Below are 26,221 nucleotides of genomic sequence, written 5' to 3'. Positions count from 1 at the left end.
GCGTCAGCCCGCCTGCGTGCCGGCCGAAGCCGGCACCGGAGCGTTGTTGCCGGCGGCGCCAGCTACCACGCCGGGGGCCACCGAGCGCGGCGCCGTGGCATCGGTCGCCGTGGCGCCATCGATCTGGCAACGCTGCAACAGCCGCACCAGCGCGTCTTCGGCGCCGGTGGCCGGCACGGTCAGCGAGTACACGCCGATGTGCGAGGTGGCGAAATCGGTGCCGAACTGCGCGCGCAGCATGTCTTCGATCCGCACCAGATAGGCCGAGACGGCCTGGCTGTCGGACAGCGGCATCAGCGTCAGCATGGCGCGCTGGCGCGGGCTGCGCGCGGGCCAGGCCACGTCCAGCGCCCGGCGGCTGCGCACCACCTGTTCGAACAGCGCGTCGCGGGCTTCGTCGAGGTCGAACACCAGCGCCACCACCGAGCTTTCGACGCCGGTTTCCTGGCGCAGCCGCGACAGCCGCGCGTAGTCGAGCGCAAACGCGTACGGAATCGCCGGCATCAGCGCCTGGATGCCGTGCGTGGCCTGCCCGTGCTCCACGCCATCGGCGTAGTAGCCCATCAGCACCATCAGCAGCTGGAGGTTTTCATAGGTCAGCGAGAGGAACGGCATGCGCTCCACCACCAGCACGCCGATCAGGCGGTCGGAACCAGCCAGCACCGGCGCCACGGCGACGTAGCGGGTCTCGGCGTCCTGCTGCAGGCCCGAGGAACGCAGGTGGGCCAGCTCGCGCGTGTCGAGGCAATGGCGCACCAGCGGGTCGTCCAGGTTCAGTTCGAAGGCCGGCCCGATGCTCGCGGCGGCCTGCGGCGAGATGCGCTCGCCATCACACGCGAACAGCGCCGCGCCTTCGATCTGGCAGGCCTGCGCCACCACTTGCAGCATCGGCTGCGCGCCGGGCAGCGTGGTCTCGGGCTGGTCCACCCCACCCCGGGCCGCGTCGCCCATGGCGACGGCCCGCATCTGCGAGAGCGTGTCGCGCAGCGTGGTCGGGCGTGCCAGCAGGTCGTTCTCCAGCCGCGCGTGGGAAATGCGCAGCAGGTAGTGGTTCTTGGTCAGCGCGGCCAGCCGCTCGTCCAGATAGCGGTTGACGGCGCGAGCGCGCGCCAGCCGCGTGCCCCACACATCGCCGAACTGGCCCGAGATCAGCACCAGCAGCAGGCCGCCCAGGAAGAACATGCGCGGGAACGCGCTGGTGTAGCTGCCAAGCGCTTCGAAGACAAACCAGCCGCCCAGCAGCATCAGCACCGAGCCCACGCCGATCAGCGTGCCATAGCGCAGCGCCAGGATCACCGGCAGCAGCCACGCCCAGGGAAAGCCCATGCCGAGCAGCAGCGGGTTCTGCGGCAGCACCAGATAGGCCAGCCCCATCGCGACCACCATCGTGGCGATCAACTCCAGCACCGCAGCCGGCCCGCTCACCGCGGGCGCCAGCCAGCGCGCATAGCGCCCGCCGAGGCCGATCCCCTGCCCCTGGCGCCTTTTTTCCGCAGAATTCCCCACGCGTGTCACCTGTCCTTTTCTACAGCGTCCGAAAACGCGATCAACCCTGCATCAGCGGTGCCAGCAGGCGGCGCAGCAGCTTCTGCGCGGTGCCCGACAGCGAGGCGCGGCTCCAGCCGCTGTCGCTGCCCGTGGCCGACCACACCACCTGGCCGCTGGCCACGTCGATCAGTTGCAGCGAGATGCCCACTGCCGGTTCGCCATCCACGCCGACTTTATAGCGCCATTCCTGCACCGCGCCGGTCAGCGCGTAGCGGGCACGCTCGCCGCGGGCCCATTCCAGCGCCTTGCCCACCGACTCGCGCTCGGCCGGCTCGAACAGCGTTTCCGGGTTCAGCGAAGCCGGGTAGCGCTTCAGGTTGGCGATGCCGCCGGTCTTCAGCAGCGATTCGGCGATGGCTTCGGCGCGCAGGCCGGCCTGCGGCGTCTCGGTGTAGTTGACAATCGGCAGCACCGCCACCGTGTCGCCGGGCGACATTTGCGGCGCACGGCCCACATCCGTCACCGCGCAACCCGCCAGCCACAGTGCCGCGCCAACGGCACCGATCCATGCTGCCATCCGCCCGATGCGGCCCTTGCCAGTCATTGTCTTTTTCATGGGATTCCCCTCGTTTACCTTGAAAACCTTCGTCGTCAATCGTCAGTACAGCCAGCGATAGCGCAGGCCGACCTCGGTCAGCGGCGTCCCGCTGGTGCGGGCCGCGGTGTCGTGCGAGATATACAGCGCCAGGTGGTCGTTGCCGAACACCGACCCGGCCAGGCCTGCCTGCCCGTGGAAGTTGTGGCCGGCGCGCGAGTCGTACAGCGCCCCCACCTCCGCGAACGGCCGCCACTTGCGCGTGTATTCGGCGAGCAGATCGGTGCCGAAGCCGAACAGCACGCCGGTCTGCGTGAAGCTCTGCGGCATGTAGAACGCGGTGTTCGCCTCGTCGTCATCGGCCGGCATCAGCCGCTGCAGGGCCGGCGTGAGCGTGCCGCTGTTGCGGGTGTAGATGCCGCGCGTGGCCACGGCGCGCACCGTGTAGTCCGGATACTGCGTGCGGATGCGGTAGCCGGCCTCCACGTCGAACAGCAGGCCATGGCCCAGCGCGCTGCGGTCCTGGCCGTAGAAATGGCTGTACTCGAAGCGTCCGCTGATGAACTCGCGCAGGCCCAGTCGCCACGTGGCGCCTGCGCCCAGCACATCCTTCATGCCGCCCACGCGCAGTTGCGACGACTCGTCGGCCTGCTGGTTGTAGCCGGCCAGCGTCGTGAACGACACCCGGCTTTCCAGATTCCACTGGCCGGTCATGCGCGCGGTGGTGAAGCTCTCCAGGCCGTCGCGGCGGCCCACGCCTACCAGCCAGCGCTTCTGCGAGTCGCGGTAGTCCAGCGTCAGCTCGGCGCGGCGGTCGCCCGCCGGCACGTTGGCCAGCTGGGTCGGATCGGTGCTGCGCTGGTCGCGGAACACGCCGCGCAGGCCCACCGCGTAGCCGTCCCACAGCCGGGCACCGGCGCCCAGGCTGTATTCGAAGTATTCGAGCGGCTTCTGGTGCTGGAAGGTCACGCGCGGCTCGATGGCCTGCGCGTTGAACAGCAGCGCATCCTGCAGGGTCTCCTGCAGGGTGTCGTCGGTGCGGGCCAGCTCCTGGGTCTCGAACGCCTGGGTCTGCGCGGCCGAGATGCGGTCAAGCTGGCGATTGGCCTCGATCTGGCTCGCCACGGGCACGCGGCCCGCCTGGCGCTCCATGATGCGGTCCAGCGCGTTCAGGTCGTTGTTGTCGAGCGCGATCGACACTTCGGCGTACGCCGGCCGCTGGAGCGTCTTGACGTACTGCCGCGCCAGCCACGCGCGGGCCAGCTCGTTCGACTCCGACGACATCGCCCAGGCTAGCGCCACCTCGCGGCTGGCGGCCGAGATCAGGCTCTGGCGACGGCGCTCGCGCTCGGTCAGTTCGGCGGGCGGCGCCACCACCAGCGGCGGCAGGCCCGGCACCTCGCCTAGCTTCGACGCACCGGTGACCGACGGCAGATCCCCCGGCGACTGACGGCGCGCAGCCACTTCCGCGCGGTCGCGGCGCAGCATTTCGATGACGAGGCTGCGCGAGACATCGCCCGACGCGAACACCTGGCCCAGCGCCACCGTCTGGCGGCGCAGGTCCGCGCGCGCCGGGGCGCCCTGCGCGTTTTCCTCGTCTTCGGGGTCAGTGGCCGCGTCGTCCTCCTCGCCGGCCTGCGGTGCATCGGCACCCTGCAGCCCGGCAGGCGACCACGCTTTGTGAAGGTCGATCCACGCCTGCTTGCGGATGCGCCACGCCATCTGCGTCTGGCCGATGGCCTCGTACGCATCGGCCAGCAGGCCCAGCCAGAGCGGATCGGCGCTCTTGCCCATCTGGATCTTGTGCAGGTAGTGCAGCGCCGTGCGGCCGTCCTGGAAGCGCATGGCGCCGGCGGCGTAGGCGCCCCAGAGACCGGGATCGTCCTCGGCCTCGGGCTTCAGGCGCAGCATCACGGCGCGCACTTCGCTGTCCGTGCCCATGTCGACCAGCGCCCACAGCAGCGCGGCGAAGGTCTCGCTGTCCGCATCGGGCTGGCCCACCGCGTGGCGCAGGTCGGCCAGCGCGTGCTCGCGGTCGCCGGTCAGGCGCCAGTATTCGGCGCGGCGCATCAGGAACGTGGCCGATCCTTCGGCGTCGCGCTTCTGCTCCGGCGTCAGGCTGGCGAACAGCCGCTCCACGCGCACGTAGGCATGGGCACGCGTGTAGTAATAGATGGCCAGTTCGAGCTGCTCGCGCTTGCCGCCCTTGCGCCAGCCGGCCTCGGCAATCCGGCCGGCATCGATCGGCGTCTTGTCGTAGTACTGGATCAGGTTCGAGAAATCGGCTTCCTCGGTATCGCGCACTTCGGCCAGACAGTCGTTGCGCGCGGCGCCGGGCGGCATCGTCATGCAATGGTCGTCGTGCGTGTTGCTGACCGCGATCATCATCTGGCGGTAGCCGTCCGCGAGCAGGTCGTCGCGCTGCGTCAGCCGCGCGAGGTCCGTGTAGGTGCGCCAGTACAGCAGGTCGCGCGGGCCGGCCTTGGCGCGCGCGGGCAGCATCGCGTCCATGGCCTGCGTCAGCCGGCCACCCACGTAGAGCATATTGGCGCGCTTGAGCGCGTACTCGGGCCGGGGGCCGAAGCGCTGTTGCAGCTGGCCGTACAGCTCGAAGGCACGGCCGTCGCGGCCTGCGCGCTCGGCCAGCTGCGCGTTACGCTCCATCACCTCGCGGGCGTGCGGGCCGCTGCTCAGGGAATCGAGGAAGGCCATGCCGGCCTCGGGCTCGCCCAGCCGCTCGTAGGCAGCCACCACCTCGTCGATGGTCTTCAGGTCGCCGCCGCCGGCGCGGTGCCGCAGCGCCGCCAGATAGGCGCGGTCGTCGGCCAGGCCCGGGGCCAGCCGCATGACGTTGTTCCACGCGCGCTCGTCGTTGGTGGCCTGGGCGTACTGGAGCCAGCTTTGCAGCGCGATCATCGGCTGGCGGTTCCATTCGGCCACCTGCGCCAGCCGCTCACGCCAGACCGGCTCGTTCGGCAGCTTCTGCACGGCGGTCTGCGCCACGCGCTGCGCCTGGTCGAGCTTGCCGGCGGCCAGGAACACGCGATAGGCGAGATCGTAGTCGTCGGCATTGAACGCCTTGCCTTCGGCTGCCGCAGCCGCCACTTCGGCCTTGGCCGCCGCCTGGGCGTCGGCCTGCGAGACATTGCCGGTGTCCGCCACGTGGCGCACGCCAAGTTCGCCGGCTGCCGCCAGCTTGTCGCGCAGCTTCACGCCGCGCGGGCCGTCGAGGAACACCACCTCGCGGGCCAGCCACGGCTCGGTGTCGGAGACACGGCGCAGATGGGCCTGCGCGAGCAGCGTCGCGCCCATCGGCTTGTTGGCCGACAGCTTCAGCAGCCGCTCCACGTACTTCGCCGCCACCTCGGGCTTGCCCGCCGCCAGCGCCAGCTTGGTCAGGTAGCGCAGCACCTCGGCATCGTCGAGCAGCTTGCCGCCCCGACGCTCGGCTTCCGCCAGCGCCTCGTCGAGCAGGTTGCCCGATTGCAGCGTCTGCAGCGCCTGCAGGAACAGCGTGCGCTGCTCGTACAGGTCCTTGGCGCGCGCCTGGGCGTCGAACAGCGCCTGGGCGGAGTCGCGATAGTTGCCGCCGGCCAGCGCGATGCCGGCGAGCTGCTTGTTGTAGAAGTCCGCGTTGCCGGGGTCACGCACGGCCAGTTCGCGGAACAGCTTGCCGGCCGGGTCCGCCGCACCGATCTGGCGCGACTGCGTGGCCAGCGCCTGCAGATCGGCGAGCGACCACTTGCGCATCTGCGCCGGCGTGGTGGCGTCCTTCAGCAGGTCGTTCATCATCGCCAGCCGCCGCGCGCGCTCGGGCGTCTCCGGCAGCGCCGCGTAGGCGCGCTGCTGGGAGATCTCGATCCGGGTGCGCAGGATCGGGCCGCTCAGGTCCGCGCCCTGCACCGCCTGCATGCGGGCGAGCATGGCCTCGGCGTCATCGAGCCGGCCGCTGCGGGCGTACTGCTCCGCCAGCACACCCATGAAACTGGTGTCGTTGGGGGCCACGCGCGACCACGCCTCGAGGTAGGCCACGGTCAGGCCGTCGACGGTGCGGCCCTGGCCGAGCAGGCGCTCGCGCAGCGTTTCACGCGGGAACATCAGCGCCAGCCCCACCCCCACCATGGCGGTGAAGGTCAGGACCAGTGCGGGCGGCAACAGCCGCTCGCGCTCAGCCGGCGCAGCGGACTTCGACTTGTTGCTGGACATGGATCGGATCATTCACCGCGGGGGTATCGATACGCAGCGTGTTGCGCTCGCGCACACCGGCCACGGGCTTGCCGTCGACCGTCACACTGCACTGGCCGGCGTTGGCCAGCCGGAAGAAGGGCTTGTAGTAGCCGCTGAAACGGAAGCGCGTGACCTGGCCGTCGCGCTGCCAGTCACGCACCAGGCCGTTGGCCTCGGGGATCTCGGGCACGGCGCGCGTGGCGGCCGGCACGATCTGAAAGCGTGCATTGCCGCCATCGAGGTGGACATAGGTGCCGCCGCCCGGCGCCGGCGACGAGCCGGTCACGCCGCGCGCGGTGGCCACGTCCGGCACGCCCGTGCCGTTCCAGCGCAGGTTGCGCAGGTTGCCATCGCCCCGCACCACCCAGGCCCCGGCGGCCGGCGCGCCCATCTCACCATTCTCACCATTCGCGCCCTCGCCCAGCTCGCGCGCCACGGCCATGCCCTGCCAGTCGATGACCTTGAGCACATAGTCGGTGGAATGGATCGGCAGCAGCGGCTGCGTGAGCACGTAGTCATAGACCTTGCGCAGCGCCCGCAGCGACGCCACCTTGGTGCCCGAATAGCTGTGGTAGTAGATGTTCACGGCCTTGAAGCGGTACGGCTTCTCGGTCAGCTCGTAGGTCTCGATCACGCGCTCGAAGCCGTAGTACGGGCCGTGCCACAGGTTGGTGTAGATGTTCTCGTTCTGGTTGGTCGCAAAGACCTGGAAGGTGTTGTCGGCCTTGTGGATGCCCAGCGGCGCAATCGCGGTCCAGCTCGGGTTGCTGCGCGTGATCATGGTGTCGCCACCATTCATGTTCAGCACGCCGGCCTGCTCGGTCAGCTTGAGTGCCTCGGGCGGGGCCTGGCAGTCGCCGGGCCACAGCACCATCTTCACCGGCTTGCCCGGGGGCGCCAGCACCTTGTTGATATAGTCGATCGACCCGCCGATCTCGCGGTTCAGGTCCATCTTGTAGCCGGGAATCGCCAGGTGATAGGCTTCGTCGCCCTCCTGGATCCGGGCGTCGTTCTCGTGACCGGGCACGGTGCGGCCCCACTCGAACGGGTGCGAGTAGGTGTGGCTGGCCACTTCCACGTAGGGCTGGGCGAAGATCTTGCGGGCGATCGGCTCCAGCTCGGCCGTCAGCTTCGGGTACATGCCCGACTTGCCCACCTCGCCCTCGATCACGGACATCGTCATTGGCAGGCGGTATTTGTCGAAGATCTCGCGGAACAGCACCTCGCCCGAAAAACCGCCGCCGGGGATCTCGGCCTTGGAGGCAAAGCCGTCGCCATCGATATGGATGGTCAGCAGGCGGCGGCCACTCTCCGTCGTGGAATCGGGGACGGGCATCTGCGGCAGGCGCAGCGCCTCGCGCAGGAACTGGAGCGGCTGGATGGTCCAGCGGTCCTGGTCGGTCGCCACGTTCTGGCGCACCGCGTATGGGCCTGTGACGTATCCGCCCCATGGCGTGATGGCAGCGGCGTCGAAGGTCAGCGTGCCCGATCGCATGCGCAGCAGCGACCGCGTGTTGGCGGCGCCGTCCTGCACCTGCACCGGCACGGCCTCCGTGCGGTCCGGGGCGACCGGCATCTCGAAGCCCACCATCGGGTCCTTCGACACAATCGACACCGGCCCGGAAACGCGCCCCTTCACCGGCTTGAGCCCCAGCGTACGCGCCAGCGAGCCGGCCACGGGGGCGCCGAAGCCGTTCATGAAGACCACGGGCACACCCTGGGCGATCTGCTTCTCCACCCAGGCCAGGAAACGGCCGGGCTGCTGGGTGAAATAGCCGTTGGACCAGACCACCACGCCGGCATAGCGGTCCGGGCCAATCTCGGGCAACGGATCGCGCGTCTCGGCGAAGTCCACCCGGTAGCCCAGGTAATTGATCGGCATGGAGACGAAACGCACGCCTTCCGTGTTGTCGATGGCCACGCCGGGCTCGCTCTCCTGCACCACCAGCACGCGGCGCGGCATGACCTCGATCTGGCCGACGCCCACGGTCTGCAAGCCGGAATCGGTCACGTACGGCGTGATGCCGAGCGCGCGGATGCGGCGCGCGGTGTCACGGGCGCAGCGGCGGTCGGTCGGCGGGCAGTAATCGATGGAAATGACCGGCAGCTTGTACTGCTCGCGGATGACGCGGGCCTGCGCCAGCAGCCAGTCGCGGTCCTGCTGGCTGACTTCCGTATAGCGGCCCTGCGCCTGGTTCCAGCCCCGGAACAGCGATTCGAACACCACGCCGTAGACCAGGCTGTGGACCTGCGGCAGGATCTCGAAGCCCCGGTTGAACAGCAGCCGGGCCTCGGGGTAGCGGGCCTTGATGGCCTGGATCACACGCACCATGCCGGCTTCCTGCCGGGCGCGCTCGGCGTCGGTCTTGGCCACGAGGTGATAGGAATCCATCGTATCGAGGAAGAAGCCGCGATAGCCGCGCTCCCACAGCGGGGCGATGACCTTGTCGACATAGAATGCCGGCCAGCCGTCGGCGGCCTGGTCGACCACGCGTGCCTGCCAGGCGTCGTTGCTGCCCACCAGCCAGTTCTTGGGGATGTCCGGGAAGTAGGCCCGGCTGGGCAGCACCTCGCCCAGGCTCACGTAGGCGAACCACGCCGTCTGCGGCGAGGAGACGCGGCGCGGGTCGAAGCCGCTGTCGGGCTCCACCACGGCCACGTCGAAGGCCTGCAGGGCGTCCACGGGGGGCTTGCTGCCGTAGTGGAAGGCGACGTTGGGCGCGGCCGGCCGGGCCAGATCGGCCGCCGGCTGGGCCTGAACCGCCGTCGAAGGCGTCAGCGTGGCCAGCACCACGCCGAGCGCGGACGCCAGCACCGCCACGACCGCCATGGCGCGTTGCCATGGGGCGGCGGCCCGTGACGGCGCCTGGCTGGCATCGCCGGCATGGCCGAAAAGTCCCCGGATTGAACGTTGCACTTGCTTCACTGGCTGTTATCCGCTTCTTCTGTTATGCCTTGGGCGCGCCGTTGGCGGCGCTGCCCGCGCGATGCCCGTCCCCGTGGCCATCGATACGGGATTTTCCCTAATGTGCCGGGCAAGGGGCGATGCTAGGGCATTCGCTGGGAATGGATTGTGAAAAATTGTGGCGGGAGTCCGTCCAGCCCGGATATGGGCCGATGTGGACCGAGGCAGGCCGACCCTGGCGACGCGCGCATGCACGTCCGGTCGGCCAGGCTATGGCTCGATTGACATGAAAATCCCCGTTCTACGTTCAAATTGCGCCTTGGGCGCGCGCCGCCTGGTGTCCAGACGACGTTGTTTTCTATTGGCGGCAATTGTCGTGGCATCCTCCGCCAAATGCCATAGTCCATATGGAGTACAGGAGTTTGAAGCATTCGGCGCCATGGCGGGAAGGGGGCCACCGAACTGCCCGGCGGAACGGAATCGCGCGAATTCGTACCGACTATCGATACTCGGTATGCGGATAACCCTGTCTTACCATCGTCCAAGGTGTTGAGATGTCAGACAAAACCGTGTTCGATGTAGAAAACTCTAATATCTGCTGTTTGCATGCCGAAATACCGTTAGGGGCTTAGTCCGATTGACACGCGAAAAAAAACCGGCAGAATGGGTCCTCGCATGCGCACTGCCCTCTAACGAATTTTTCGACGCGGGCTGTTGCGAAGATCATGCCTCGTCGGGCGATTACGCTCATCTGAAATTCAAGGTTGGAAAGATATATGGAAACCGGTACCGTTAAGTGGTTCAACGACGCCAAGGGCTTCGGCTTCATCACCCCGGACGCAGGCGGCAACGACCTGTTCGCGCATTTCTCGGCGATTGAAGGCAATGGCTTCAAGTCGCTGAAGGAAGGCCAGAAGGTCCGCTACGTCAAGGCAATGGGCCAGAAGGGCGAACAGGCCACGAAGATTCAGGCAGTTTGATAACCGCCTGAAGCGCCCGGCAATATCTTGCCTGGGAAGCCCCGCCACTGGCGGGGCTTTCTGCTTTTTGCACTCTTGATAATGTATGGCTTTGGGAACGTTTCCCGGGGCATCTGTTTTAGTTCTCGTATACCCATATTCCATGTCGCGGGAATGACTACGCGCATTGCCGGGACAGAAATCTTCGGCGCCCCTGTCTCAGATCGGGCCCGACGCCAGCCGGCGCCAGACCCGGAGCAGGCGCCAGTCAGGCCGCGATGGCCTTGACTTCCATATATTCAGCCAGCCCGTAGCTGCCGAACTCGCGGCCATTGCCAGACCGCTTGTATCCGCCGAATGGCGCGCCGCTGTGCGGCTGGGCGCCGTTGATCCGCACCATGCCAGCCTGCAGACGTCCCGCCACGCGGCGCGCCCGGGCCGGATCGCCCGACCAGACATAGGCGGCGAGCCCATATTCGGTGTCGTTGGCGATGGCAATCGCCTCTTCCTCCGAGTCATAAGGAATGATCGCCAGCACCGGGCCGAAGATCTCCTCGCGCGCCACGGTGGCGTCGTTGCGGACGTTGGCGAAGACGGTCGGCCGCACGAAATAGCCCGACGCCAGCCCTTCGGGCCGGCCGACGCCCCCCGCCACCACCTGCCCGCCCTCCTCGATGCCAATGCCGATCAGGCGCTGGACCTTCTCGAACTGGGCCCGGTTGGCCATCGAACCGACCTTGCTGTCGGGCTGCGTCGGGTCGCCCACCTTCAGCGCGGCGACCGTGGCCCCCGCGATGGCCACGACCTGCTCGTGCAGATGGCGCGGCACCAGCATACGTGTAGGCGCCACGCAGGTCTGGCCGGAGTTGATCATGCAGCTGATCACGCCGTCCGAGACCGCCGCGCGCAGGTCCGCATCGTCCAGAATCACGTTGGCCGACTTGCCGCCCAACTCCTGGAGCACGCGCTTGACCGTGCCGGCGGCAGCCGCCGCCACCTCGATCCCGGCCCGCGTGGAGCCTGTAATCGAGATCACATCGACGTCATGATGGCGCGACAGCGCCGCGCCGACCGTCGGCCCATCGCCATAGACCATATTGAAGACCCCCGCCGGCACCTCGGCTGCGTGCACGATCTCGGCGAAGATCCGCGCATCGAGCGGCGCCAGCTCCGACGGCTTCAGCACCACTGTGCACCCCGCCGCCAGCGCCGAACCCACCTTGGTGGCGATCGTCGTCACCGGCCAGTTCCACGGCGTGATCAGCGCGGCCACGCCAATCGGCTCGCTGACCACCTCGGTGCCACCCAGCTGCCGGGTAAAGTCCGCTTCCTTCAGCGCGGCCAGCGCCGACTCCAGCATCTGCAGGCCGAGCGGCGCCTGCTTGACCTTGCACAGCCATTGCGGCGCGCCAATCTCGTGGTGGATGGCCAGCGCGATATCGTCCATGCGCGTCTTGTACAGCGCGATCAGCCGCGTCAGCACGTCCACGCGGGCTTCGCGGGTGGTGGCCGACCAGGCCGGGAAGGCCGCCCGGGCCGCCGCCACGGCGGCATCGACATCGGCCGCGCCGCCCATGGCCACGTGGCCAATCACCGCCTCGGTGGCCGGATTGACGATGTCGAAGCGGCCGGCGCCCGCCGCTGGCGCCACCCATTGGCCGCCAATATAGAAATGGTCGAGCTGATACATGCGCTGTGTCTCCCTGAGGGTTGGACTTCGGGTGTTTGAAACGAGGATGCCCGGCTCACTGCTCGCAGGTGGCGAGCTTGCGGGCCGCGACGATGGCTTCGTAGCGGCTGGTCACCTGCAGCTTGACGAAGATCTTCTTGAGGTTCCACTTGACCGTCTGCACGCTGATGTTCAGCGTCAGCGCAATCCGCTTGTTCGACATGGACTGTTCGAGCAGCGCAAGCACCTCCTGTTCGCGCCGGGTGAGTCCCGGCGTGGCGGCGATGGTGCGCACCGGCGCGGCGGGTGCCGGCGGGGGTGAGGCGGGCAAAGCGGTCGAAACGGTCGAAACGGGCGCGGGGGCCATGGCTGGCGCCGAGACACCGCCCGACTCGCCCAGCAGCGCGCGCACATGGTCGACCAGCGCCGCGCCACCATGCGTGGCGGCGCGCAGCAACATCGGGTGCAGGCCGGCGCCCTCCTCGATCAAGGTGCGATGGAGCCCGAGCCGGTAGCACGTGGCCACGGCCGACTGCGCGCAAGCCTGGGCCTGTGCGCTGCGGCCCAGCGCTTCAAGCGCGCGGGCTTGTAGCAGGTCGGCCACGGCCTGCAGGCGCTCGCACCCGCGCACGGCAGCAAACCGTCGCAGCGTCTCCAGCGCGGACAGCGCCTCCTGCGGAGCGTCCTGCGCCAGCGCCAGCCGCGCGCGTCCCAACGCCGCCGTCGCGCCAATCTCCACATCGTGAATGCCATCGCCCGGATGCCGTGCCGCGTAGCCGTCGAGCACCGCCTGCAGGGCCTGCGCGTGACGGCGGTCGCCATAAGACAGCACCAGCCGCTGCTGTTCGGCGACCATTGCCACCACGCCGCGATCCATGCCCGTCGCCCGGAAATGCGCCTCCGCGCGCGTGAAGTAGGCGAGCGCATCCTGCGGGGCCTCGCGCAGGGCCTGGATGCGGCCGAAGACGCGCGCGGCGCGCACCTTCAGTTCCGCCGAGGCCCCGCGCAGGCGCACCCGGCACGCCGCCAGCGCGGCGTACGCCTCGTCCAGGCGGTCGAGTTCGAACCATGCCTGCGCCACCACGCCGGCGCAAAGGGTCGCGCAGAGCGCCCCGCTGCCGTGGATGGTCCGCGCGCGGCGCAGCGCGGCGGCGCCGATGCGCTCCGCCTCGAGTGCGTTGCCTTCGCGCATCGCCACGTTGGCCGCCGCGGCCGCCGCCACCAGCGCCAGCTCGCCACGGCCGGTGCGCGTGGCGCGTGCCGCCGGGGCGCTGTACAGGCAGCGCGCCGCCAGATGGTGGCCCTGTGCCGAGAGCCAGTGCAGGCGCACCGCCAGTTCAACATCCTCCAGCCCACCCGGCAGCGACCGCGCCGGGATCGCATCCAGCCCCTGCAAGGCGGCGCGCGCGCTGGGCTCGTCGTCGCCATGGGTGGCCAGCACGGCGCGCAGCAGCAGCCGATGGCGCAGCTCGATGGGGTCTTCGGCCAGGCCGTCGGCTTCCGCCGTGGTCTCCAGACGCGTGAGCCAGCGTTCGGCAAGGTCCATGCGCGCGGTCAGCGCGGACGCCCACGCGCCCATGCGCAACAGGCGCGGATGGGCCGCCATGCGGTTGCCGCCTACGCTTTCGGTCCAGCGCGCCACCACGCCGAGGTGCGCCAGCGAATGCGCCGGCGGCAGCCCGCCATCGACCAGCTGCGTGGCAAGCTCCAGGTCGTCGCAGAGCGCGGCGCTGCGCATCGCGTCGGCGAACCGCCCCTGCTGCACGAACCAGAGCGCCGCGCGGCGGTGCAGTGGCTTCGGGTCGATGCCCGCCTGCGCCCGGCGCTTGTCCAGGTAGGCGACGAACATCGGATGGAAGCGATACCACGCCAGATCGTCGCGGCGGTCCACGCGCCGCAGGAACACGTGGCGCCCCAGAATCTGGTCGATCAGGGTCGCGGCATCGTCGCGGCTGGTGACGAATGCCGCGAGGTCAGCCTGGAAGCTGCGCAGCACCGACACATGCAGCATGAAGTCGAGCAACTCGGCCGGCAGTTCGTCGATGACCTCCTCCGACAGGTAAGCCTCCAGGTTGCCGCCGTCGCCCACGCGGGCCGGCATATCGCCGGCGCTATCGCAGGCGGCGTCGCGCGTGCGGCCCGCCAGCCGTACGCCCACCGGCCAGCCTTCGGTAATCTCGTGCACCTGCCGCGCCACCTCGGCATTGGCCGGCACGCCGGCACGCGCCGTCAGGAAAGCCGCCGTCTCGTCGAAGTCGAACGTCAGTTCGGCCCCGTCGATTTCCACGAACTCTTCCATGGCCCGCAGGCGCCCGAGCCGCAGCGCAGGCACGGTGCGCGAGGCGATCACCAGATGCAGGCCGGGCAGGATGGCGTCGGTCAACGCCTGCACCAGCGTCAGCGTGGCGGGGTCCTGCACATGATGGAAATCGTCGATCATCAGGTACAGGTCGGCCGGCGTGCGCGCGAGCACTTCCAGCAGCGACGCGATCAACGCCTCGCTGCCCTCCCCGCCTTCGCCAGCCTCGATGGCGAGGCCCGCGTGCCCGAGCGCCCCGGCCAGAATGGCGCGGAACGTCGGCAATGCGCCATCCTGCATGGCCAGCGTGAGCCAGGCCACGCGCGCGCCGGCCTTGTCGAGCCGCTGGCGCCACTGCGCCATCAGCGTCGTCTTGCCGAAGCCGGCGCCGCCCGTGAGCAGCACCAGCTTGCGGTCGCTGGCGGCCTGCAGCCGGCCGATCAGCCGATCGCGCGAGATCGCGTCGCTTGCGGGGCGCGGCGGCACGATCTTGGGCAGGATGCAGGGAGACGCGACCATCGACGTCTACGACTTCCAGTGGCGTTTGCGCAGCTCGTTCTTGAGCACCTTGCCGACGCTGGACAGCGGCAGGCCGTCGACGAACTCGGCGCTGCGCGGGATCTTGTACCCCGCGATCAGCTCCCGGCAATGGTTCTGGATCGACTCGAGCGTGGCTTCCGCACCCGCCTTCAGCACCACCACCGCATGCACGGACTCGCCCCACTTCTCGTGCGGCACGCCGATCACGGCGACTTGCGCCACCGCCGGGTGGCTCGCCAGCGCGCGCTCCACCTCGGCGGAATAGACGTTCTCGCCACCGCTGATGATCATGTCCTTCATGCGGTCGACCAGGAACACGAAGCCGTCCGTGTCCATGTAGCCGCCGTCGCCGGTATGCATCCAGCCGTTGCGCACGGCCTCCGCGGTCGCTTCCGGCTGGTTCCAGTAGCCGAGCATCACGTTGGGGCCGCGCACGGCGATCTCCCCCACCGTGCCGCGCGGCACCTCGCGGCCCTGCTGGTCGACGATCTTCACTTCCACCATCGGCGCGGGGCGTCCCACCGAGTGCATCTTGCCGCTCGCCAGGGCGGCCTCGCTGTGATACTCGGGGCCGAGCAGCGTGGCCACTGGCGCCAATTCGGTCATGCCATAGCCCTGCGCGAACTGCGCGTTCGGGAACGCGGCCCGGGTACGGGCCAGCAGCGCGGGCGTCATCGGCGAAGCGCCGTAGCGGATCAGGCCGAGCGACGACAGGTCGAGATCGGCCGAGCGCTGCGGATTCTGTTCGCGCCAGTCGAGCCCCATCTGGATCATGGTCGGCGCCAGCAGCACCGAGGTCACGCGGTCGCGCGCAATGGTCTCCAGCATCTGGCCCGGATCGAAAGCCGTCATCGGCACGTGCGTGCCACCGACCAGGAAGACGGCGTTGATCGCCGCGAAACACGCCAGGTGGAACATCGGCATGACGTGCAGCATCACGATGGTTTCGTCGAAAGTGCCCGTCATCGGCTGGTTGCAAGCCGAGGAAACGAGGTTCGTGTGGCTGAGCATCACGCCCTTCGGGAAGCCCGTGGTGCCGCCCGTGTAGAAGATGCCGGCCAGGTCGTCGCCGTGGCGGTAGGCGTCCTCCACCGGCTCACTGTCGGCGACCAGTGCCTCGTAGTTCAGCATGCCCTCGGGCGTCTCACCGTCGCCGGCGTAGATGACGTGGCGCAACGTCGGGCATTCGGCGGCCACCTTGCGGGCGACGACCGTGAAGGGGTCGTCGACGATCAGGACGGCGGTGCCCGAGTCATTGAACGAATACAGGATCTCGGCCGCGCTCCAGCGCGTGTTCACCGGATTGAGCGCCGCGCCGGCCCACGGCACGGCCATGTAGTACTCGATATAGCGGGCCGAATTGAGCGAGAACATCGCCACGCGCTCGCCGTCGGTCACGCCGAGCTTTTTCAGCGCGCCGGCCAGCCGCGCCACGCGGTCGGCCAGTTCGGCATAGGTCTGGCTGCGGCCCTGGAAACGCACGGCCGTCTTGTCCGGCCGTTGCTGCAGCGATCTGTGCAGCGATTGTGTCATGTACATGCGATGTGTCTCCGTCACCAACCGAGAGGGGCGGTAGCGGCCTCTTGTCGGGCCGCTCTGTGGGTCTTCCGGGTGCAGCCGGGCTTAGAAATTGCCGCCGGGGCCACCACCGCAGTAGACGACCTGCCCGGACAGGAAGTTCGACTCCGGCGTGCAGAACAGATACACGGCGCCAGCCGCTTCTTCCGGCTTGCCGGCGCGGCCCAGCGGCGTCATGCGGCTCACGCCGTCGAGCATCGCCTGCTGCACACCGACCTTGATCTCCCGGCCTTCGATGTTGACGGTCTTGCTCTGGTCGCCGGCCAGCGCCTGCGTCAGGCGCGTCTCGATCAGGCCGAAAGCCACTGCGTTCACGTTGACCTTGAGGCGGCCCCATTCCTTGGCCAGGGTCTTGGTCATGCCCAAGATGCCGGCCTTGGCCGCCGAGTAGTTCGACTGGCCCGGGTTGCCGCCCGCCGCGCCGGACGAGATATTGACGATCTTGCGGAACACTTCGCGGCCCTCGGCCGCTTCGGCCTTGGCAGCGGCGCTGATCACCGGCTGGGCGGCGCGCAGGATGCGGAACGGCGCGGTCAGGTGGCAGTCAAGGATGGCATACCACTGCTCATCGGTCATCTTCTGGATGACGTTGTCCCAGGTGTAGCCGGCATTGTTGATGATGATGTCGATGCCCTTGTGGTGCTCGACGGCTGTCTTGACCAGGCGGTCGGCGAAATCGGGAGCAGTGACGCTGCCGACGCATGCCACGGCTTCGCCACCCTGCGCGCGGATCAGCTCCACCACTTCGGCGGCCGGATCGGCATCCAGGTCGTTCACCACCACGCGGGCACCTTCGGATGCCAGCTTCAGCGCCACTTCACGGCCAATGCCACGGCCCGAGCCGGTGACGATGGCGGACTTGCCTGCGAGTTTGCTCATGTCTGTTCTTCCTGTATCGATTCGTCTGGGGTGCGATGGGGAGCCGGCTTACTTCAGGGCGACGATGGCTTCGCCCAGCAGCTTGTCCTCGCCATACTGGTTGGCGCAGCGCAGCGCCACCTTCACGCGCTGCTCGCCATCGGCCTCGAATTTCTCGGTCACCACGCCGGTGCAGGTGGGCTGGTTGCCCAGGTGCGTGATGCCGGTGAAGCGGATGGCCACATTGCGCACCTGCGTCTGCGGCACCCAGCCGGTCAGCAGGCGGCCCAGGTAGGCGGCGGAGAGCATGCCGTGCGCGAACACGTCCGGCATGCGCGCCTTGCGGGCGAAGTCGAGATCGATGTGGATCGGGTTGTGGTCACCGGAGGCGCCGCAGTACAGCGCCAGCGTGGTGCGGTTGATCGCCGGCAGGGCCAGCGGCGGGAGTTGGTCGCCAACCTTCACATCGTTGAAACGGGGGGCTTGCATGGTCGTTGTCTCCTTAGCCACGGCGTTCCACGAGCGTGCCGCGCATGTCGGCCACGTGCTCGCCACGTTGGTTGGTCACACGCGTCGTGTTGACCACGAAGTGCAGCGCGCCGCCCTTCTTGTCGTACACATCGGTCACGGTGGTTTCGAAATGCAGCGTGTCGCCGGCGTAGGCCATCTGGTGATAGTCGAACGCCTGCTCGGCGTGCAGGATGCGCGCGAGGTCCAGCTTCAGGAGGCCCATGCGGTCCACGCCTGCCGAGACGTCGCTGTTCAGGCACATCAGGAAGGTCGGCGGCACCGGCAGCGTGGGATGCCCGGCATCCCGCGCGGCGGCTTCGTCGGTGTAGATCGCATCGGTCTCGCCGATGGCCTTGGCGAAGAAGCGCAGGCGCCCCTTCTCGACCTCGATCGAGCCCTTGCCCAGGCCGAGCCCGATCATGCTCTTGTCTGCCATGTTCTTGTCTCCTCTTCGATTGGACGGTTCAGCCGCGGCCGTAGAGCGTCACCACGCAGGCGCCGCCCAGGCCGAGGTTGTGCTGCAGCGCGAGCTGCACGTTCTCCACCTGGCGCTTGTCGGCCGTGCCGCGCAGCTGGTTGGTCAGTTCGTAGCACTGGGCGAGACCCGTCGCGCCCAGCGGATGGCCCTTGGAGAGCAGGCCGCCCGACGGATTGGTGACGACCTTGCCGCCGTAGGTGTTGTCGCCGTCCATCACCATCTTCTCGGCCTCGCCCACCTTGGCGAACCCGAGCGACTCATAGGTCAGCAGCTCGTTGTGCGCGAAGCAGTCGTGCAGCTCGCAGACCTGGATATCGGACGGGCTCACGCCAGCCTGCTCGTAGACGGCCTTGGCGGCGTTCTGCGCCATGTGGAAGCCCACCAGGCGGATCATCGACGGCGGCGCGAAGCTGTCCGGCACGTCGGTGGTCATCGACTGCGCCAGGATGCGCACGTCGGTACGCAGGTTGTGCTTGCGCGCGAACGCTTCGGTACAGACGATGGCGGCGGCCGCGCCGCACGTCGGCGGGCAGGCCATCGAGCGCGTCATCACGCCCGGCCACATCACCTTCTCGTTCATCACGTCTTCCGGCGTCACCACGTCGCGGAACACAGCGAGCGGGTTGTTGGCGGCGTGACGGCTGGCCTTGGCGCGGATTCGGGCGAAGGTCTCCAGCTTGGTGCCGTACTGCTCCATATGCTCGCGGCCGGCGCCGCCGAACAGCGTCAGCGCGCGCGGTACGCCGGCATCCACGGCGTCCTGGATCAGGTGGCCACCAATCGCGGTGAAGCCATCGAGCGGACCCTCGCGGTCATCCCACTTGCCCTTGAGCGCGCCCGGCTGCATGAATTCGAAGCCCAGCGCCAGCGCGCATTCCACCGCGCCCGACTCCACGGCCTGGCGCGCCAGGAACAGCGCGCTGGAGCCGGTCGAGCAGTTGTTGTTGACGTTGACGATGGGAATGCCCGTCACGCCCACCTTGTACAGCGCGGCCTGGCCGCAGGTGGAATCGCCATAGACGTAGCCGACGAAGGCCTGCTGGATCTTGTCGTACGGCAGGCCCGCATCCTCGAGCGCCAGCTTCGCCGCCGTGGCACCCATCACGCTGTACGACTCGCTCTGGCCCGGCTTCTTGAACGGGATCATGCCGACCCCGGCAACCACTGCATGCTTTGACATTGCCTTGTCTCCTCGCTGGTCTTGTTGTGCTTACATCTTGCGCGTGATGAGTTCACGCATGACTTCATTGGACCCGCCATAGACGCGGGCGATGCGCATGTCCACGAACGCCCGGGCGATCGGGTACTCAAGCATGTAGCCGTAGCCGCCGTGCAGCTGCACCATGTCGTCGATGCACTTCCACAGCACCTCCGTCGAGTACAGCTTGGCGATCGCGGCTTCCTCGCCCGAGAGGCCCCGGCGCATGTGCTCGCCGAGGTAGTAGTCCACCATCGTGCGCAGCGCCACGGCATTCGCCTTGATATCGGCGAGCTTGAACTTGGTGTTCTGGAAGTCCCAGATCGTGCCGCCGAAGGCCTTGCGGTCCTTCACATACTCGACGGTCTGGGCGAGCAGACGCTCCAGCTTGGAGGCGGCGCCCACGGCGATGATGAAGCGCTCCTGCGCCAGGTCGTGCATCAGGTAGCCGAAGCCCTTGTTGACCTCGCCCAGCAGGTTGCTGGCCGGCACGCGTACGTTGTCGAAGAACAGCTCGGCGGTGTCCTGCGAGTGCATGCCCACCTTGTGGAGCTTGCGGCCCCGGCGGAAGCCCTCGCGGTTGGTCTCCACCATGATCAGGCTCACGCCCTTGGCGCCGGCGGCGGGATCGGTCTTGCAGATCACCATCACCATGTCCGAGATAAAGCCGTTGGAGATGAAGGTCTTGCTGCCGTTGATGACCCACTCGTCGCCGTCCCGGACCGCCGTGGTGCGGCAGGCCTTGACGTCGGAGCCGCCGCCGGGCTCGGTGATCGCCACGGCGAGAATGGTCTCGCCGGCGCAGACGCCGGGCAGCCAGCGCTGCTTCTGCTCCTCCGTGCCCAGCCGCGCGATGTAGGGCGCGACGATGTCCGAATGCAGGCCGAAGCTCACGCTGACGCCCACGTCGGCCATTTCCTCGGCGATGATCGCCGCGTGGCCGAAGTCGCCACCGCCACCGCCATACTCTTCCGGCAGGGACGTGCCCAGCAAGCCTTCGCGCCCGGCCTTCAGCCAGGTCTCGCGGTCGACGATGCCGTCGGCCAGCCAGGATTCCTGACGCGGCAGACATTCACGCTCGAGGAAACGGCGCACGGTGGTGCGGAACTGCTCGTGATCTTCACGATAAACATTACGAACGACTTCCACGAAGACTCTCCTGTTCGGAATTGACAAGCGCCTGGCGGCTCCCGGGCTGCCTGCGGTGAGCGAAATGATGCGGGGCCGCATTGCGCACCACCCCTCCCCGAATCGGGTAGTCGCCACCGCCCTGCCCCCCGGCGCCGCGCCCCTCCCCAAACCGGGGAGGCCGCACCCCCCTTCCCCCCCTCCATCATCTCCGTCAGGCCGCGCGTGCCCCCAACGCCGCGCCGACCATAACCAGAAGAGGAGGTGTGCCGTGGAAGTAACCCGTACCGTTTTCCGTGAAGACCACGAAATGCTCCGTGAGAGCGCGCGGCGCTTCTTCGAGCGTGAATGCGCCCCGCGCCAGGCGCAGTGGGACGCGGACGGCCGCGTGGACCGCGAGAGCTGGCTGAAGGCCGGCCGCGAAGGACTGCTCTGCGTGGCCATCCCCACCGAATACGGCGGCGGCGGCGGCGATTTCGGCCACTCGGCGGTCGTGCTCGAGGAAACGCACCGCGCCGGGATCTCGGGTTCGGGGTTTTCCCTGCACTCGGACATCGTCGCGCCCTACATCGCGCGGCTGGGCACCGAGGAACAGAAGCAGCGCTGGCTGCCCGACATCTGCGCCGGCAAGACCATCCTCGCCGTGGCGATCACCGAGCCCGGTGGCGGCTCCGACGTCAAGGCCTGCCGCACCACGGCAGTCCGGGATGGGGACGAGTGGGTCATCAACGGCAGCAAGACGTTCATCTCGAACGGCACGAGCGCCGACATGATCATGGTGATCTGCAAGACCGATCCGGCGGCCGGCGCCAAGGGCGTGAGCCTGATCATGGTGGAGACCAACCGCGAGGGCTTCCGCCGGGGCCGCAAGCTCCACAAGGTGGGCCAGCCCGCCGCGGACACCGCCGAACTGTTCTTCGACAACGTACGCGTGCCGGCCAGCAACCTGCTGGGCGAGGTGAACCAGGGCTTCGGCTACCTGATGCAGGAGCTGGCCCAGGAGCGCCTGATCATCGCGCTCTACGCCGCCGTGGCGCTGGAGCGCCTGCTTGGCATCACGGTGGACTATGTGAAGGAGCGCAAGGCCTTCGGCGGCACGATCTGGGACTTCCAGAACACCCGTTTCAAGCTGGCCGACGCCAAGGCGCATGCCGTGGCCATCCGCACCATGGTCGACTACTACCTCGGCGAGCACCTGCGCCGCAAGCTGACCGTGAACGAGGCGGCCATCGCCAAGATGCACGCCACCGAGACGCTGTGGAAGTGTCTGGACGATATGGTCCAGCTCCATGGCGGCTACGGCTACATGCTCGAGTACCCCATCGCGCGGGCCTTTACCGACTACCGCGTCTCACGCGTGGTGGGCGGCGCCAACGAGGTCATGCGCGACCTGATTGCCCGCAAGCTGTAACGGCGGGCGGCTCCCCCCTATAGAGAGAGGATAGATATGAGCGAGAAAGTCATCATCGGCGGCGTGGGCATGATCCCGTTCGCCAAGCCCGGCGCGAGCGCCAGCTACACCGACATGGGCGCCGAAGCCGTGCGCCGCGCGCTGGCCGATGCCGGCATCGGCTACGAGCTGGTCCAGCAGGCTTATGCGGGGTACGTCTACGGCGACTCCACCTGCGGCCAGACCGCGCTGTACGAGGTGGGCCTGACCGGCATTCCCATCGTCAACGTCAACAACAACTGCTCGACGGGTTCCACCGCGCTGTACCTGGCCCGCCAGGCCGTGGCGCTGGGCGATGCCGACTGCGTGCTGGCGCTCGGCTTCGAGCAGATGCAGGCCGGCGCGCTGAAGTCCCACTGGGACGACCGCCCGCCCACGCGCGCGCGTTTCCAGCCGATCCTGAAGAAGCTGACCGAGGACGTCACGGACATTCCCCAGGCCCTGCGCAGCTTCGGCGGCGCGGGCCGCGAGCACATGCAGCGCTACGGCACGCGCATGGAGACCTTTGCGGCCATCCGCGCCAAGGCCAGCCGCCACGCCGCCAACAACCCGCTGGCGCTGTTCCGCAACGTGCTGACCACCGAAGACGTGATGAACGACAAGGTGATGTGGCCCGGCGTGATGACTCGCCTGATGGCCTGCCCGCCGACGTGCGGCGCCGCCGCCGCGCTGATCGTCTCGGAGCGCTTCGCCCGCAAGCACAACCTGCGTTCGGATGTGGTCATCGTGGCCCAGTCGATGACGACGGACCCGGTGGAATCGTTCGATCCGCCCTCGATGATCAGCTACGTCGGCGGCCATATGGCCCGCGCCGCCGCCAAGCAGGTGTACGAGCGTGCCGGCATCGGCCCGCAGGACATCGACGTATGCGAGTTGCACGACTGCTTCGCCCAGAACGAGCTGCTGAGCTACGAGGCGCTCGGCTTCTGCCCCACCGGCGAGGGCGAGAAGTTCGTGATGGACGGCGACAACACCTATGGCGGCAAGGTCGTGACCAACCCGTCCGGCGGCCTGCTGTCGAAGGGGCACCCGCTCGGCGCCACCGGGCTGGCCCAGTGCTACGAACTGACCCACCAGCTACGCGGCACGGCCGACAAGCGCCAGGTGGAAGGCGCGCGCCTGGCCCTGCAACACAACCTCGGTCTTGGCGGTGCGTGCGTGGTCACGCTCTACGGCAAGAACTGACGCTACCCATCTACAAGAGACAAGAGGAGTCACACCATGAGCAGGAAACTGGAAGGCAAGGTCGCCATCGTCACCGGTGCGGGACGCGGCATCGGCCGCTGCATCGCGCTGAAATTCGCCAATGAGGGCGCCAGCGTGGTCGTCAACGACCTCGACGCCGCCCCGGCCAACGAAGTCGTGGCGGAGATCCGCGCCGCCGGCGGCCAGGCGTTGGCCTTTCCGTGCAACGTCACGGCGCCGGACTTCGGCGACCGCCTCGTCAAGGCCACGCTGGAATCGTTCGGCGGCATCGACATCATCGTCAACAATGCCGGCTACACCTGGGACAACGTGATCCAGAAGATGAGCGACGAGCAGTGGGACGCGATTCTTGACTGCCACCTCAAGGCGCCCTTCAACCTGCTGCGCGCCGCCCAGCCCTACTTCCGCGAGGCCAGCAAGGCCGAGGCGGCGGACGGCCGCGAGGTGTTCCGCAAGGTGGTCAATATCTCGTCGACCTCCGGCACGCAGGGCAACGCCGGCCAGGTCAACTACTCGGCCGCCAAGGCCGGCGTGATGGGCATGACCAAGACGTTGGCCCGCGAGTGGGGCCGCATGAAGGTCAACGTGAATTGCGTGGCGTTCGGCTTCATCGCCACGCGCCTGACCGAGCCGACCGCCGAAGAGAAGACCGTCAGCATCGAAGGGCGCGACATCAAGGTCGGCGTGAACCCGGACCGCATCGTGCAGGCCAGCAAGGAAATCGCACTGGGCCGCCCGGGCACGCCCGAGGAAGCCGCCGGTTCGGTCTTCATGTTCTGCATCCCCGAGTCCGACTACGTCACCGGCCAGACCATCATCTGCGGCGGTGGGCGCGGCGGGTTCTGATCCCCTCGCTCCAATGAGAACGGGGCGCATGCCACTGCGGCATGCGCCCCGTTTTTCATTCCCTGCCCCGCGCGCTCAGACCGGGCGGTCGCCGATGATGGTGGCGCGGTTCATATGGCGCGGCGCCGGGAAGTAGTCCTGCACCGCATAGTGCTGCGTGGAGCGGTTGTCCCACAGCGCGATGGTGTCCGGCTCCCACTTCAGGCGCACCTGATACTCGGGCGCGGCGGCCTGGCGGAACAGGTATTGCAGCAGGTCCAGCTCTGCGGGACGGAAATCAGAGCCGATGCGGTACGGCTGCACCTTGCTGAAGTTGTCGAAATGGGTGGTGAAGCCTTCATTGACAAACAGGATCTTCTCGCCAGTCTCCGGATGGGTGCGCACCACCGGATGCACCATCGGCGGATACAGCTTGCGCAGTTCCTCGACCTTGGCGTCGGAGAGGGCCTGGCCGAAGGTCGGCATGGCGTCATGCACCGCGCGCAGTCGGGCGATCTTCGTCTTGACCTCGTCCGGCAGGTTCTCGTACGCCGCCACCATGTTCACCCAGATGGTGTCGCCACCCACCTCCGGGCAGCTCACGCAGCGCAGCATCGAGCCCATCGACGGCACCTGGCGCCACGTCACGTCGGAGTGGTAGAGGTTTTCGCGGCCACGCGCGCTGCCGTCACGGCCGAACACCACCAGCTCCGGGTGCTCCGGATGGTGCGGGATCATCGGATGGACCTCCAGCTCGCCGAATCGGCGCGCGGCGGCCACGTGCTGCGCCGGCGTGATGTGCTGGTCGCGGAAGAACAGCACCTTGTACAGCAGCAGCGCGCGGCGCAGGGCGAGGTGGGTCTCTTCATCGAGCGGCCGGGCGAAGTCGATGCCGGTGATCTCGGCGCCGATCGTCGGGGTGGAGCGGCGCACGCCAAACGGCCAGGCTTCGGTGTCCTGGGCGGGGGTCCGCGCGGGGGGCGCGTCTTCGGCGACGGCGGTTGCTGCAGGTTGCATGGTTGTCTCCTCGTTTTATCGTCGTGGGAATGCAGCCCCGCGCGGACGTGCGGGGCGGTTTAGCTGTCGAACACGATCACCGAGCGCGCCAGTTCGCCGCGCCGCAGCTCGTCGAAGGCCTCGTTGATCTGCTCGAGCCGCAGGCGGCGTGAAATCATCTGGTCGAGATGCAGCTTGCCCGCCATGTAGAAATCGACGAGGCGCGGCATATCCACCGGAAAGCGGTTGGACCCCATCATCGAGCCCTGGATGCGGCGCTCGTACAGCAGATGGAAGGGATCGATCTCCAGCTTGGTGCCCGGCTTGATCATGCCGATGACGGTGGCGGTGCCACCGCGCCGCAGCATGCCGAAGGCCTGCTCGGCAGTGGCTTTCAGGCCGATGCACTCGAAAGCGTGGTGCACGCCCTGCCCGGTCAGCTCCCGCACGGCCGCGACCACGTCGATGTCCTTCGCCTGGATCAGGTCCGTGGCGCCGAACTGCCGCGCCAGTTCCAGCTTGCTGTCGAGCATGTCGATGGCGATGATCCGCCCGGCGCCGGCCAGCGCCGCGCCGTTGATCGCGGCCAGCCCGATGCCGCCGCAGCCGATCACGGCAACCGTCTCGCCGGGCGCCACCTTGGCGGTGTTGACCACCGCGCCGGTGCCCGTGGTGATGGCGCAGCCGATCAGCGCGGCGCGGTCCAGCGGCATGTCGCGCCGGATCGCCACGCAGGCGTGTTCGTGCACCAGCATCTGCTCGGCGAAGGCCGACAGGTTGGCGAACTGCGGCATTGGCTTGTGCTGGTAGGCCAGGCGCGGCTCGTCGCCCTTGGACCGGCGGGTGTCGGGGGACTCGCACAGCGACAGGTGCCCGGTCAGGCAGTGCTCGCAGTGGCCGCAGTAGACCGACAGGCAGGTCACCACGTGGTCGCCCGGCTTGACGGTGCGCACCTCCGAGCCCACCTGCTCGACCACGCCGGCGGCCTCATGGCCCAGCACCACCGGCGCCGGGTGCGGAAACACGCCGTCGACGAAATGGAGGTCGGAATGGCAGACGCCGACGGCGCGGGTGCGAATCAGCACCTCGCGCGGGCCGGGCTTGGCGATGGCGATGTCCTCGATACTGAGGGGTTGGCCGGGACGATGGAATACCGCAGCTTTCATGGCTGAACCTCTAAATGCGATGGGACGGACAAACAGGCGGGCATGCCGAAAGAGATGCCGGAAGGACGCCCGCCCACGGATCTGGACGTTACAGCGGTGCGACGGCGTCACCCCTCCCCGGTACGGGGGGGTGGGGGGTGGCGGTG

General features: G+C 68.2%; 18 protein-coding genes. 4 read left to right on the top strand and 14 right to left on the bottom strand.

Annotation, left to right across the window (positions count from 1 at the left end; all coding sequences use genetic code 11):
* Positions 1–3: 3 nt before the first annotated feature.
* From BM115_RS18270 to BM115_RS18255, 4 genes are read right to left on the bottom strand one after another with little or no spacing between them, the layout of a single operon-like run.
* A complete protein-coding gene (locus BM115_RS18270) occupies positions 4–1,506 on the bottom strand; it encodes a PelD GGDEF domain-containing protein (RefSeq protein WP_092297432.1) in 1,503 nt (500 codons plus the stop codon).
* 40 nt (positions 1,507–1,546) lie between these two features.
* On the bottom strand, positions 1,547–2,104 hold the full coding sequence (locus BM115_RS18265; RefSeq protein WP_092297071.1) for a penicillin-binding protein activator LpoB: 558 nt from the start codon (positions 2,102–2,104) through the stop codon (positions 1,547–1,549).
* 42 nt (positions 2,105–2,146) lie between these two features.
* Complete coding sequence (locus tag BM115_RS18260; RefSeq protein ID WP_092297068.1) at positions 2,147–6,289, bottom strand: tetratricopeptide repeat protein; 4,143 nt, start codon at positions 6,287–6,289, stop codon at positions 2,147–2,149.
* A complete protein-coding gene (locus BM115_RS18255) occupies positions 6,252–9,140 on the bottom strand; it encodes a bifunctional glycoside hydrolase 114/ polysaccharide deacetylase family protein (RefSeq protein WP_092297065.1) in 2,889 nt (962 codons plus the stop codon). Before BM115_RS18255 ends, BM115_RS18260 begins: the two co-directional genes overlap by 38 nt.
* Before the next feature lie 851 nt (positions 9,141–9,991).
* On the opposite strand from BM115_RS18255, the gene BM115_RS18250 reads away from it, so the two are divergent.
* Positions 9,992–10,195: a cold-shock protein gene (locus BM115_RS18250; protein WP_039009350.1), complete on the top strand. Its 204-nt coding sequence runs from the start codon at positions 9,992–9,994 to the stop codon at positions 10,193–10,195.
* 247 nt (positions 10,196–10,442) lie between these two features.
* Here the strand turns inward: BM115_RS18250 and BM115_RS18245 are convergent, their stop codons facing one another.
* The 8 genes from BM115_RS18245 to BM115_RS18210 form a co-directional block, all read right to left on the bottom strand.
* A complete protein-coding gene (locus BM115_RS18245; RefSeq protein ID WP_092297062.1) occupies positions 10,443–11,864 on the bottom strand; it encodes an aldehyde dehydrogenase family protein in 1,422 nt (473 codons plus the stop codon).
* A 55-nt stretch (positions 11,865–11,919) separates the two neighbouring features.
* The gene (locus BM115_RS18240; RefSeq protein WP_092297059.1) at positions 11,920–14,661 is read right to left on the bottom strand and encodes a helix-turn-helix transcriptional regulator; all 2,742 of its coding nucleotides are present in this window, start codon (positions 14,659–14,661) and stop codon (positions 11,920–11,922) included.
* A gap of 6 nt (positions 14,662–14,667) precedes the next feature.
* Positions 14,668–16,221 carry a long-chain-fatty-acid--CoA ligase gene (locus BM115_RS18235; protein WP_092297057.1) on the bottom strand — a complete coding sequence of 518 codons (1,554 nt, stop codon included), beginning with the start codon at positions 16,219–16,221 and terminating at the stop codon, positions 14,668–14,670.
* 84 nt (positions 16,222–16,305) lie between these two features.
* The gene (locus tag BM115_RS18230; RefSeq protein ID WP_092297054.1) at positions 16,306–17,139 is read right to left on the bottom strand and encodes an SDR family NAD(P)-dependent oxidoreductase; all 834 of its coding nucleotides are present in this window, start codon (positions 17,137–17,139) and stop codon (positions 16,306–16,308) included.
* 48 nt (positions 17,140–17,187) lie between these two features.
* Positions 17,188–17,607, bottom strand: coding sequence for a MaoC family dehydratase (locus BM115_RS18225; RefSeq protein ID WP_092297051.1), 420 nt, complete (start codon positions 17,605–17,607; stop codon positions 17,188–17,190).
* Between the two features lie 13 nt (positions 17,608–17,620).
* On the bottom strand, positions 17,621–18,064 hold the full coding sequence (locus BM115_RS18220) for a MaoC family dehydratase N-terminal domain-containing protein (RefSeq protein WP_092297048.1): 444 nt from the start codon (positions 18,062–18,064) through the stop codon (positions 17,621–17,623).
* A 28-nt stretch (positions 18,065–18,092) separates the two neighbouring features.
* Positions 18,093–19,286, bottom strand: a complete 1,194-nt coding sequence (locus tag BM115_RS18215; protein ID WP_092297045.1) for a lipid-transfer protein — start codon at positions 19,284–19,286, stop codon at positions 18,093–18,095.
* Positions 19,287–19,316: 30 nt separating this feature from the next.
* Positions 19,317–20,453, bottom strand: a complete 1,137-nt coding sequence (locus BM115_RS18210; RefSeq protein WP_092297042.1) for an acyl-CoA dehydrogenase family protein — start codon at positions 20,451–20,453, stop codon at positions 19,317–19,319.
* Between the two features lie 250 nt (positions 20,454–20,703).
* On the opposite strand from BM115_RS18210, the gene BM115_RS18205 reads away from it, so the two are divergent.
* The 3 genes from BM115_RS18205 to BM115_RS18195 are packed head-to-tail and all read left to right on the top strand — an operon-like array spanning position 20,704 to position 23,934.
* Positions 20,704–21,843: an acyl-CoA dehydrogenase family protein gene (locus BM115_RS18205; RefSeq protein WP_092297040.1), complete on the top strand. Its 1,140-nt coding sequence runs from the start codon at positions 20,704–20,706 to the stop codon at positions 21,841–21,843.
* 36 nt (positions 21,844–21,879) lie between these two features.
* Positions 21,880–23,067 (top strand): lipid-transfer protein, encoded by a 1,188-nt coding sequence (locus BM115_RS18200; RefSeq protein ID WP_092297037.1) that lies wholly within the window; start codon positions 21,880–21,882, stop codon positions 23,065–23,067.
* Between the two features lie 36 nt (positions 23,068–23,103).
* Positions 23,104–23,934: an SDR family NAD(P)-dependent oxidoreductase gene (locus BM115_RS18195; RefSeq protein ID WP_092297035.1), complete on the top strand. Its 831-nt coding sequence runs from the start codon at positions 23,104–23,106 to the stop codon at positions 23,932–23,934.
* Between the two features lie 75 nt (positions 23,935–24,009).
* Here BM115_RS18195 and BM115_RS18190 read toward each other — a convergent pair whose 3' ends face one another.
* Positions 24,010–24,930: a TauD/TfdA dioxygenase family protein gene (locus tag BM115_RS18190; RefSeq protein ID WP_092297033.1), complete on the bottom strand. Its 921-nt coding sequence runs from the start codon at positions 24,928–24,930 to the stop codon at positions 24,010–24,012.
* A gap of 59 nt (positions 24,931–24,989) precedes the next feature.
* Positions 24,990–26,075 (bottom strand): Zn-dependent alcohol dehydrogenase, encoded by a 1,086-nt coding sequence (locus BM115_RS18185; protein WP_092297031.1) that lies wholly within the window; start codon positions 26,073–26,075, stop codon positions 24,990–24,992.
* Positions 26,076–26,221 lie beyond the last annotated feature (146 nt).

The organism is Cupriavidus sp. OV096 (assembly GCF_900115455.1).
Classification (GTDB): Bacteria; Pseudomonadota; Gammaproteobacteria; order Burkholderiales; family Burkholderiaceae; genus Cupriavidus.
Note: the sequence above shows the minus strand (reverse complement) of the source record. Positions and strands in the feature narration are given on the sequence as shown.

Excerpts from the sequence above, each read along its gene's own strand:
- BM115_RS18190 (WP_092297033.1), bottom strand. The coding sequence starts at position 24,930 with ATGCAACCTGCAGCAACCGCCGTCGCCGAAGACGCGCCCCCCGCGCGG.
- BM115_RS18215 (WP_092297045.1), bottom strand. The coding sequence starts at position 19,286 with ATGTCAAAGCATGCAGTGGTTGCCGGGGTCGGCATGATCCCGTTCAAG.
- BM115_RS18240 (WP_092297059.1), bottom strand. The coding sequence starts at position 14,661 with ATGGTCGCGTCTCCCTGCATCCTGCCCAAGATCGTGCCGCCGCGCCCC.
- BM115_RS18250 (WP_039009350.1), top strand. The coding sequence starts at position 9,992 with ATGGAAACCGGTACCGTTAAGTGGTTCAACGACGCCAAGGGCTTCGGC.
- BM115_RS18230 (WP_092297054.1), bottom strand. The coding sequence starts at position 17,139 with ATGAGCAAACTCGCAGGCAAGTCCGCCATCGTCACCGGCTCGGGCCGT.
- BM115_RS18255 (WP_092297065.1), bottom strand. The coding sequence starts at position 9,140 with ATGGCGGTCGTGGCGGTGCTGGCGTCCGCGCTCGGCGTGGTGCTGGCC.
- BM115_RS18185 (WP_092297031.1), bottom strand. The coding sequence starts at position 26,075 with ATGAAAGCTGCGGTATTCCATCGTCCCGGCCAACCCCTCAGTATCGAG.
- BM115_RS18220 (WP_092297048.1), bottom strand. The coding sequence starts at position 18,064 with ATGGCAGACAAGAGCATGATCGGGCTCGGCCTGGGCAAGGGCTCGATC.
- BM115_RS18260 (WP_092297068.1), bottom strand. The coding sequence starts at position 6,289 with ATGTCCAGCAACAAGTCGAAGTCCGCTGCGCCGGCTGAGCGCGAGCGG.
- BM115_RS18200 (WP_092297037.1), top strand. The coding sequence starts at position 21,880 with ATGAGCGAGAAAGTCATCATCGGCGGCGTGGGCATGATCCCGTTCGCC.
- BM115_RS18245 (WP_092297062.1), bottom strand. The coding sequence starts at position 11,864 with ATGTATCAGCTCGACCATTTCTATATTGGCGGCCAATGGGTGGCGCCA.
- BM115_RS18265 (WP_092297071.1), bottom strand. The coding sequence starts at position 2,104 with ATGAAAAAGACAATGACTGGCAAGGGCCGCATCGGGCGGATGGCAGCA.
- BM115_RS18225 (WP_092297051.1), bottom strand. The coding sequence starts at position 17,607 with ATGCAAGCCCCCCGTTTCAACGATGTGAAGGTTGGCGACCAACTCCCG.
- BM115_RS18195 (WP_092297035.1), top strand. The coding sequence starts at position 23,104 with ATGAGCAGGAAACTGGAAGGCAAGGTCGCCATCGTCACCGGTGCGGGA.
- BM115_RS18235 (WP_092297057.1), bottom strand. The coding sequence starts at position 16,221 with ATGTACATGACACAATCGCTGCACAGATCGCTGCAGCAACGGCCGGAC.